This window comes from Ventrimonas faecis (assembly GCF_040096075.1).
Lineage (GTDB): Bacteria > Bacillota > Clostridia > Lachnospirales > Lachnospiraceae > Brotaphodocola > Brotaphodocola faecis.
This window is the reverse complement of record NZ_JBBMFJ010000052.1, coordinates 1-9,496: the sequence shown is the minus strand read 5'-3', so window position 1 is coordinate 9,496 and position 9,496 is coordinate 1. Positions and strand designations below refer to the sequence as shown.

Genomic DNA, 9,496 nt, shown 5'->3' with positions numbered 1-9,496 from the left:
CCACTCAGTGTCTGCGGTTTTGTATGACCGCCCCGGAACTTCGGACCTTTATTGGGTTTTGTAATTCAAATTTTTATTTGAGATATTTCTCCATCATCGGGCATCCGTCCAGGGTCGCAAAGTAATCCTTCGGGGTCTCGGCACGGCGGATCATCTGCACGGAGCCATCCTCTTTTAATAACAGCTCTGCGGATTTCAGTTTTCCGTTGTAGTTGTAGCCCATAGCAAATCCATGCGCTCCGGTGTCGTGGATGACTAACAGGTCACCCATATCGATCTTCGGAAGCATGCGGTCGATGGCGAATTTATCGTTGTTCTCACAGAGAGAACCGGTTACATCGTATTTGTGATCGCAGGCCGCATCCTCTTTTCCGGCTACAGTGATGTGATGGTAAGCGCCGTACATAGCCGGGCGCATGAGGTTTACGGCGCAGGCATCTACGCCGATGTACTCTTTGTGGGTGTGCTTCTCATGAATGGCCTTGGTTACCAGGCAGCCGTAAGGTCCCAGCATGAAACGGCCAAGCTCGGTGTAAATGGCTACATCACCCATGCCGGCCGGTACCAGCACTTCCTCATATACCTTGCGGACGCCCTCACCGATCGCCATAATGTCGTTCGGCTCCTGATCCGGGCGATACGGAATTCCAATTCCGCCGGACAGGTTGATGAAGGTAATGTGGGCGCCAGTCTCCTCTTTCAGTTTCACAGCCAGCTCAAACAGAACCTTTGCCAGCATCGGATAGTACTCGTTGGTTACAGTATTGCTTGCCAGGAACGCGTGCATACCGAAGTTCTCTGCGCCTTTTTCCTTCAGAATCTTATAGGCCTCAAACATCTGCTCGGTGGTCATGCCGTACTTGGCATCTCCCGGGTTATCCATGATGTCGTTGCTGATCTTGAAGATTCCGCCCGGATTGTAGCGGCAGCTGATGGTCTTCGGAATAAAGCCCAGGGTCTTCTCTACGCACTCGATGTGGGTAATATCATCCAGATTGATGATGGCACCCAGATCGTTGGCCAGCTTGAACTCTTCCGGCGGGGTGTCATTGGAAGAGAACATGATATCAGGGCCGGAGAAACCGGTTGCGTCAGACATCATCAGTTCCGTTGCGGAGGAGCAGTCAGTACCACATCCATACTCCTGCAGGATCTTCAGAATATACGGGTTCGGAGTTGCCTTTACCGCAAAATACTCCTTATATCCTTTATTCCAGGAAAACGCCTCTTTTAAACGTTTTGCGTTCTCACGGATTCCTTTTTCATCGTACAGATGAAACGGAGTCGGATAGGTCTTGGTGATCTCTTCTAACTGTGCTTTGGTTACAAATGGTTTCTTCTCCATGGTATCTCCTCTCTCAAATCAGAGGAGGTATCACTGGTGCATCCTCGATATGCATAGCAATCAGCGGACGCGCCACTGGCACCCCTCGATATACACAGCAGAAAGCGAATACGCCTCCTGCTTTTTCTCAATAAACAAAAGAAAGAAGCCTGATCAGGCCACAATCAAACTGATTGTAACCTATATCAGACTTCTTTGTCCAGTTCTTTCTATAAATATACAGAAATATGCAAAAATATGATTTTTTTACTCAACAACTACCACACGCATGATGTTGGTATGGGTAGCCGGCTCGTGACGGGTATTCTTATTTACCACACCAGCGGTTACGACTGCAACATCGCCGCTCTTGATCACGTTCTTCTCTTTCAGAAGCTCGATGGAAGACTCGATCAGAACGTCGGTGGAGTCTGCGCGCTTTGCCTGGAACGGTTTTACGCCCCAGTAAATCTGCATCTGACGAACTGCGATTGCGCTCGGGGACAGGCCAACTACGGTCGTGCTCGGTCTCCACTTGGAGAGCAGACGGGTGGTGAATCCGCTGATGGACGGAGCAATGATAACATCTGCTTCCAGGTCATGAGCGGTGGATACGGAAGAGTAGCAAACTGCGTTAGAAATGTTCTTGCGGTTTGCGGTGGAAACTCTTCTCATGCGGTATGCGTTGTAATCCAGGTACTGCTCGGAGGTCTCGCAGATCTGAGCCATCATCTTTAATGCCTCTACCGGATATTTACCCATAGCGGTCTCACCGGACAGCATAACAGCATCGGTTCCGTCATAAACTGCGTTTGCAACGTCGGTTACCTCTGCACGGGTCGGGCGCGGGTTGCGGATCATGGAATCCAGCATCTGGGTTGCGGTGATAACCGGCTTGCATGCCAGGTTACATTTGCGGATGATGGTCTTCTGGATGTGCGGAACCTGCTCAGCCGGAATCTCTACACCCATATCGCCACGGGCTACCATGATGCCGTCGCTGGCCTCGATGATGTCATCCAGGTTCTCGATACCCTCTGCGTTCTCGATCTTTGCGATGATCTGGATGGTGGAACCAGCCTCGTCTAACATAGCGCGGATTTCGCGGACTGCGTCTGCGGTACGAACGAAGGAAGCTGCGATGAAATCGAAGCCCTGCTCAATACCGAAGCGGATATCTGCTTTATCCTTCTCGGTCAGTGCCGGAAGTTTGATCTTTACGTTCGGTACGTTTACGCCCTTGCGCATGCCCAGCTCGCCGCCGTTTACAACGGTGCAGACGATATCGGTGCCATTTACCACTTCCTGAACCTTCAGCTCAATCAGGCCGTCATCGATGAGGATGGTGTTGCCTGCCTCAACATCTGCCGGAAGTCCGCTGTAGTTGATGAAACCGATCTGGTCATCACCAACGATCTCGCGGGTGGTCAGGATGTAGGTCTGGCCCTCTTTTAAGGTTACTTTCTTCTCGTCTTTTAACAGGCCGGTACGGATCTCCGGTCCCTTGGTATCCAGAAGTGCTGCGATCGGCAGATCCAGTTCCTCACGGATGCTCTTTAACATATCCAGGCGGGACTTCTGCTCTTCATAGTCGCCGTGGGAGAAGTTGAAACGCGCGATGTCCATGCCGTTCTCGGCAAGTGCTTTCATCAGGTTGCGGTCATTGGTATTCGGTCCCATGGTGCAAATGATCTTTGTTTTTTTCATTGATGTGTTGTCCTCCAAAATAGTTTTATGAATCTGTTAACATGAATCTAATCTATTTATTGCACAGAATCCTTTGTAACATGCTTGTGCGTGTACAAATGATCCTGACAATACTCGTAGTTGCCCTCGCATTTGGAACAATAGCGGAACTCCAGTTCCGGGTTGTCCAGCTCGGTTCTGCCGCACACTGCGCAGCGGTGGCGGGTCTTGCCCGGAACCACGATCTTAGCCTGCTGTTTGAACTCCTGCCGGCGTTTGATCTCCTTCGGCGCATAGTGCCTGTAGTTTCGGGTCATCAGGAAAAACAGGATGATGGTAATCATGGAAATCACCAGCTCCACCTTTACGGCGATGCCTCCTGTGATAAAGTCATAAAGGTAAACAGCTGCCTCGGCAATGGCCATCCATTTTGCCTTGACCGGGAGCACAAAGAAGAGATAAAACTGTGCATCCGGGTTGATGATGCAGAAGGCAAAGAACAGGGAGGCGTTCAAAAAGCCGGTGGATAACAGCCAGTACTGACCAAACACCAGATATCCCACAAAGGAGGCCACGATCTGTGCCAGCACTCCCATGAAAAAGAATACGTTGAAGCGAAAAGAGCCCCAGACATATTCCAGCGTCTGTCCCAGGTTATAATATAGAAACAACGCGATCAGGCCGTAGAAAATCTGGGTGAAGCTCCAGGAGCCGAAGGCCGGCGGATAAATCAGAAATGTGACCAGACGCCAGATCTGCCCGCGCAGGATCATGCCCACATTCAGGCTTAAGTAGTTGTAGTAGATCATGGGATCCAGCAGCCACACGATCAGCCCCACCGCGTAAAGGATGGTGATGTAATACATCAGGTTGCGGATGGCGTATTTCTGATACTTTCGTTCAAAATCCGAAAAAAATTTCATGCAGTTTCCTTTCCTTATAATAAAATATCATCAGAACAGGTTCCGTTTTGCGAAGATCCACGCCACCGCGCAGGTCAGGATCACGGAGAGTACGATGACAATGCCGAATCCGTAGGGATTCGTTGCGAACGGCATACTGCTGCTCAACACGTTCATGCCGTAAAAGCTGGACACCATGGTCGGAATCGACATGACAATGGTGATGGTGGCCAGGAACTTCATGACGATATTCAGGTTGTTGGAAATAACCGAAGCAAAGGCGTCCATGGTTCCGCTTAAAATGCCGCTGTAGATGTTGGCCATCTCGATGGCCTGCTTGTTCTCGATGATGACATCGTCCAGAAGATCGGTGTCCTCCGGATACTTCTTGATTTTCTCACTCTTTAAAAGCTTCTCCAGCACTACCTCATTGGAACGCAGGGAGGTCGTGAAGTACACAAGGCTCTTCTGCAGCTCCAGGATCTCGATGAGCTCCTGGTTTCGCGGAGATTTGTAAAGTTCTTTTTCTACAATGTCACTCTTCTTGTCAATGATACGCAGATACTGCAGGTAAAGGGATGCATTCTTGTACAGGATCTGAAGAATGAAGCGTGTCTTCATATAAGTATAGAAGTCACGGACTCTTCCATCCATGAACGCGTTCAGTACCGGCGTTTCTTCCAGACACACGGTAATGATGATGGTGTCTGCCATGATGATACCCATAGGGATGGTCACATACCAGTCTTTTTCGTTGCGCTCCTCGATCACAGGGATATCGACGAGGATCAGGCTGTAGTGATCTTCCAGTTCAATACGGGACCGTTCCTCTTCATCCAGAGGTGCCCGGACGTGATCCGGGTCGATCTCGTAACGCTCCGCGATCTCCAGGATCTCGGTCGCTGTGGGATTCGTCAGTGCAATCCAGCAGCCGGATTCTGCTTCGTCTATCTGATGGATCGCGCCATCTTCCGTTTTAAATATGCGTATCATACGTCTTTGGTTCCTTTCCCTGTTTCGGCTACCTTATTATAAATTCTGCGCCCCTGTTTGTCAAATCTATTGATCGTTCTTTTTCAATTCTGACAGAAGTTTCCTGTTTTCTTAACTAATTTTTTACGCCCGGATAAATTGTAATATGGAAGATTTTATGTTAAACTCTCCACTGTACGCTGAGAAAGTGTGTCTTTTTAGATAAGGAGGCAGGGGTTTTCCCCGCATCAAATGAATTTATTACATAATAATACCCTTGGAATCGATATTGGTTCCACTACCGTTAAAATTGCAGTTTTAGACAGCGAACATCATATGTTATTTGCCGACTACGAGCGCCACTATGCTAACATTCAGGAGACGCTCGCTCTTTTATTATCAAGGGCAAAAGAGAAACTTGGCGAGATGACCGTCTCCCCAAGCATTACCGGTTCCGGCGGACTGACACTCTCCGGACACTTAAACGTTCCATTCACCCAGGAGGTGGTAGCCGTTGCTACCGCGCTTCAGGATTATGCCCCGCAGACCGATGTGGCCATTGAACTGGGCGGCGAAGATGCCAAAATCATTTACTTCACCGGCGGCATTGACCAGCGCATGAACGGCATCTGCGCAGGCGGCACCGGTTCTTTTATTGACCAGATGGCATCCCTTTTACAGACCGATGCATCCGGCCTGAACGAATATGCCAAAAACTACCAGATGATCTACCCGATTGCGGCCCGCTGCGGCGTTTTCGCAAAATCCGATATCCAGCCCCTCATCAACGAGGGCGCTACGAGGGAAGATCTCTCCGCATCCATTTTCCAGGCGGTCGTCAACCAGACCATCAGCGGCCTGGCCTGCGGAAAGCCGATCCGCGGCACCGTGGCCTTCCTGGGCGGCCCGCTCCACTTTTTACCGGAGCTTCGCCGGGCCTTCATCCGCACCTTAAACCTGGATGCAGAGCACATTGTGGCACCGGATCATTCTCATCTGTTTGCTGCCATTGGCGCAGCCATGAACGCAGATGAAAAAGTGACCGTATCCTTAACCGATATGATCAACCGCCTCACCTCCGGCATCAAAATGGAGTTTGAGGTCAAGCGTATGGATCCGCTTTTCGCGTCTCAGGAAGATTATGACGCATTCCAGGCCCGTCATGCACAGCATCAGGTAAAAAAAGGCGACTTATCCACATACAGCGGCAATTGTTACCTGGGAATCGACGCCGGTTCCACCACTACCAAGGTGGCTCTGGTGGGTGAGGACGGAAGCCTGCTCTACAGCTTCTATGACAACAACAATGGAAGCACCATTGCCACCGCCATCCGCGCCATCGGTGAAATTAAGGAAAAGCTGCCGGAAACCGCGCACATTGCCTGGTCCTGTTCCACCGGTTACGGCGAGGCTTTATTAAAGTCTGCCCTGATGCTGGATGAAGGTGAGGTTGAGACCATCTCCCACTACTATGCAGCTGCATTCTTCGAGCCGGATGTAGACTGTATCCTGGACATTGGCGGTCAGGACATGAAATGCATCCGCATCAAGGATCATACCGTAGACAGCGTGCAGTTAAACGAGGCCTGCTCCTCCGGCTGCGGTTCCTTCATCGAGACCTTCGCAAAGTCCTTAAACTATTCCGTCATCGACTTCGCGAAAGAAGCGCTGTTTGCAAAGAATCCAACCGACCTGGGTACCCGCTGCACCGTGTTCATGAACTCCAACGTAAAGCAGGCCCAGAAGGAGGGCGCAACCGTTGCGGATATCTCCGCCGGTCTGGCCTACTCTGTCATCAAGAACGCGCTGTTTAAGGTCATCAAGATCACCAGCGCATCCGATCTGGGCAAGCATGTGGTAGTTCAGGGCGGTACCTTCTACAATGACGCCGTTCTGCGAAGCTTCGAGAAGATCGCAGGCTGCGAGGCTGTCCGCCCGGACATTGCCGGTATCATGGGCGCGTTTGGCGCGGCTCTCATTGCGCGGGAACGCTGCAATCTGGAAAAAGGCACTTCCATGCTGCCCCTTGACCGGATTCTTTCCTTAAAATATGAAACTTCCATGGCACGCTGCAAGGGCTGTACCAACCACTGCGTCCTCACCATCAACCGGTTTGACGGCGGACGCCAGTTCATCAGCGGCAACCGCTGTGAGCGAGGCCTTGGAAAAGAAAAGGCCAAAAAAGAAATTCCGAACCTCTTCGACTACAAGTATCACCGGATGTTCGACTACGAGTCCCTTCCTGCAGATGAGGCAGAGCGCGGCACCATCGGTATTCCCCGGGTTTTAAACATGTACGAGAACTTCCCATTCTGGGCAACCTTCTTAAAGGAACTGAAATTCCGTGTGATCCTGTCCCCGCAGTCCACCAGAAAGATCTATGAGCTGGGCATTGAGTCCATCCCGAGTGAATCTGAGTGCTACCCGGCCAAACTGGTACATGGCCACATTTCCTGGCTCATTCATCAGGGCGTGCGCGATATCTTCTATCCGTGCATCCCGTATGAACGCAATGAGACTCCGCAGGCAGGCAACCACTACAACTGCCCGATGGTTACCTCTTACGCCGAGAACATCAAAAACAATGTGGAAGAACTCGCCGAGTTCGATGTCCACTTCATGAATCCGTTCTTTGCCTTCACCAACGAGGAAGTGCTGACAAAACAGCTCATCGTAGAGTTTGGCAAAGAATACAACATCTCCTCTGTAGAAGTACAAAAAGCCGCTCACGCCGCATGGGAAGAGCTTTTAGCCTCCCGCCGCGACATGGAGAAGAAGGGCGAGGAGACCATTGCCTGGTTAAAGGAGCATGACCGCCACGGCATCGTGCTGGCCGGCCGTCCTTACCATGTAGACCCGGAGATCAACCATGGTATTCCGGAGCTCATCACCTCCTACGGCTTTGCAGTCCTCACCGAGGATTCCATCTCCCATCTGACCGATGCTGAGCGCCCGCTCATTGTCACGGACCAGTGGATGTACCACTCCAGACTGTACCGCGCCGCTACCTACGTGAAGAACAGCGAGTGCCTGGATCTGATCCAGCTTAACTCCTTCGGCTGCGGCCTGGATGCCGTCACCACCGATCAGGTACATGATATCCTGACCGGTTCTGGCAAAATTTATACCGTATTAAAGATCGATGAAGTCAACAACCTGGGCGCGGCAAGAATCCGTATCCGTTCTCTCATTGCGGCCTTAAAGGTACGCCAGCAGAAGCACTTTGAGCGCAAGGTCGTATCCAGTGCTTACAACCGTGTTGTCTTCACCAAGGAGATGAAAAAGGATTATACCCTGCTCTGCCCGCAGATGTCCCCGATCCACTTTGAGCTGATTGAACCGGCTATCCGCGCTTTCGGCTACAAGATTGAGGTCTTAAAAAATGACAGCAGAAATGCCGTGGATGTGGGCCTGAAATACGTCAACAACGATGCCTGCTACCCGTCCCTGATTGTCATCGGCCAGATCATGGATGCCCTGTTATCCGGCAAATATGATTTAAACCACACAGCCGTATTCATGAGCCAGACCGGCGGCGGCTGCCGTGCTTCCAACTACATCGGATTCATCCGCCGGGCCCTGGAAAAGGCAGGCATGCCACAGGTTCCGGTCATCTCCGTCAATGCCAACGGCATGGAGACCAACCCGGGCTTCACCTTCACGCCAGGCCTGATCACCAAGGCTATGCAGGGCGTGGTTTACGGCGACATCTTCATGCGTGTACTCTACGCCACCCGTCCTTACGAGAAGGTGCCGGGCTCCGCAAACGCACTGCATGAGAAATGGAAAGAGCTCTGCATCAAGAGTCTTTCCACCCGCTCCGCAAATATGATGGAATTTGGACGAAACATTAAGGGAATCATCCACGACTTCGATGAACTGCCGCGTCTGGATGTGAAGAAGCCGAAGGTCGGCATTGTAGGTGAGATCCTTGTTAAGTTCTCCCCGCTGGCCAACAACCACATTGTGGACCTGCTGGAATCCGAGGGTGCTGAGGCTGTAATGCCGGATCTGATGGACTTCCTGCTGTACTGCTTCTACAACAGCAACTTCAAGGCAGACCATCTCGGCGGCAAGCGTTCCACCGCCCGCCTGTGCAACTTAGGAATCTCCTTACTGGAGTACTTCCGTAAGACCGCACGCAAGGAGCTGGAGGCCAGCAAAAACTTCACTCCGCCGTCCCGCATCTGGGAACTGGCCGATATGGCAAAGCATTATGTATCCCTGGGCAACCAGACCGGTGAAGGCTGGTTCTTAACCGGCGAGATGCTGGAATTAATTCACAGCGGTGTCAAAAACATCGTCTGCACCCAGCCGTTCGGATGCCTGCCAAACCACATTGTAGGTAAGGGCGTCATCAAAGAACTGCGCGCGTCCCATCCGGAAGCAAACATCATTGCCGTCGACTACGACCCGGGCGCCAGCGAAGTAAACCAGTTGAACCGTATCAAACTGATGCTGGCCACCGCGCAGAAACAGCTGCGCGCGGAAAGCAACAAAGCAATTTCATAACTGTTCAGTACCCTCACAGTTATGGGCAAAAATCCATTGAAAATTGCCTTCGGCAATGGGATTTTTGCCTGCAAGCCCATGTTTTCATACGGTCAGCGCA

5 protein-coding genes are annotated in these 9,496 nt (G+C 51.4%); 1 reads left to right on the top strand and 4 read right to left on the bottom strand.

Annotated features, from left to right (window positions below):
- Positions 1-73: 73 nt before the first annotated feature.
- The 4 genes from WMO41_RS15385 to WMO41_RS15370 all read right to left on the bottom strand — a co-directional run bounded on the left by WMO41_RS15385 (position 74) and on the right by WMO41_RS15370 (position 4,905).
- Positions 74-1,345, bottom strand: a complete 1,272-nt coding sequence (locus WMO41_RS15385) for a diaminopimelate decarboxylase (RefSeq protein ID WP_349230514.1) — start codon at positions 1,343-1,345, stop codon at positions 74-76.
- Positions 1,346-1,591: 246 nt separating this feature from the next.
- Positions 1,592-3,031 carry a pyruvate kinase gene (pyk, locus tag WMO41_RS15380; protein WP_349230513.1) on the bottom strand — a complete coding sequence of 480 codons (1,440 nt, stop codon included), beginning with the start codon at positions 3,029-3,031 and terminating at the stop codon, positions 1,592-1,594.
- A 56-nt stretch (positions 3,032-3,087) separates the two neighbouring features.
- Positions 3,088-3,933 carry a hypothetical protein gene (locus WMO41_RS15375; protein ID WP_349230512.1) on the bottom strand — a complete coding sequence of 282 codons (846 nt, stop codon included), beginning with the start codon at positions 3,931-3,933 and terminating at the stop codon, positions 3,088-3,090.
- Positions 3,934-3,963: 30 nt separating this feature from the next.
- The gene (locus tag WMO41_RS15370) at positions 3,964-4,905 is read right to left on the bottom strand and encodes a magnesium transporter CorA family protein (protein WP_349230511.1); all 942 of its coding nucleotides are present in this window, start codon (positions 4,903-4,905) and stop codon (positions 3,964-3,966) included.
- A 231-nt stretch (positions 4,906-5,136) separates the two neighbouring features.
- Here WMO41_RS15370 and WMO41_RS15365 point away from each other — a divergent pair, with 231 nt between their 5' ends.
- Positions 5,137-9,396 carry an acyl-CoA dehydratase activase-related protein gene (locus WMO41_RS15365; RefSeq protein ID WP_349230510.1) on the top strand — a complete coding sequence of 1,420 codons (4,260 nt, stop codon included), beginning with the start codon at positions 5,137-5,139 and terminating at the stop codon, positions 9,394-9,396.
- Positions 9,397-9,496 lie beyond the last annotated feature (100 nt).

Coding starts and splice junctions, on each gene's coding strand:
- WMO41_RS15385 (WP_349230514.1), bottom strand. CDS start 1,345: ATGGAGAAGAAACCATTTGTAACCAAAGCACAGTTAGAAGAGATCACC.
- pyk (WP_349230513.1), bottom strand. CDS start 3,031: ATGAAAAAAACAAAGATCATTTGCACCATGGGACCGAATACCAATGAC.
- WMO41_RS15375 (WP_349230512.1), bottom strand. CDS start 3,933: ATGAAATTTTTTTCGGATTTTGAACGAAAGTATCAGAAATACGCCATC.
- WMO41_RS15370 (WP_349230511.1), bottom strand. CDS start 4,905: ATGATACGCATATTTAAAACGGAAGATGGCGCGATCCATCAGATAGAC.
- WMO41_RS15365 (WP_349230510.1), top strand. CDS start 5,137: ATGAATTTATTACATAATAATACCCTTGGAATCGATATTGGTTCCACT.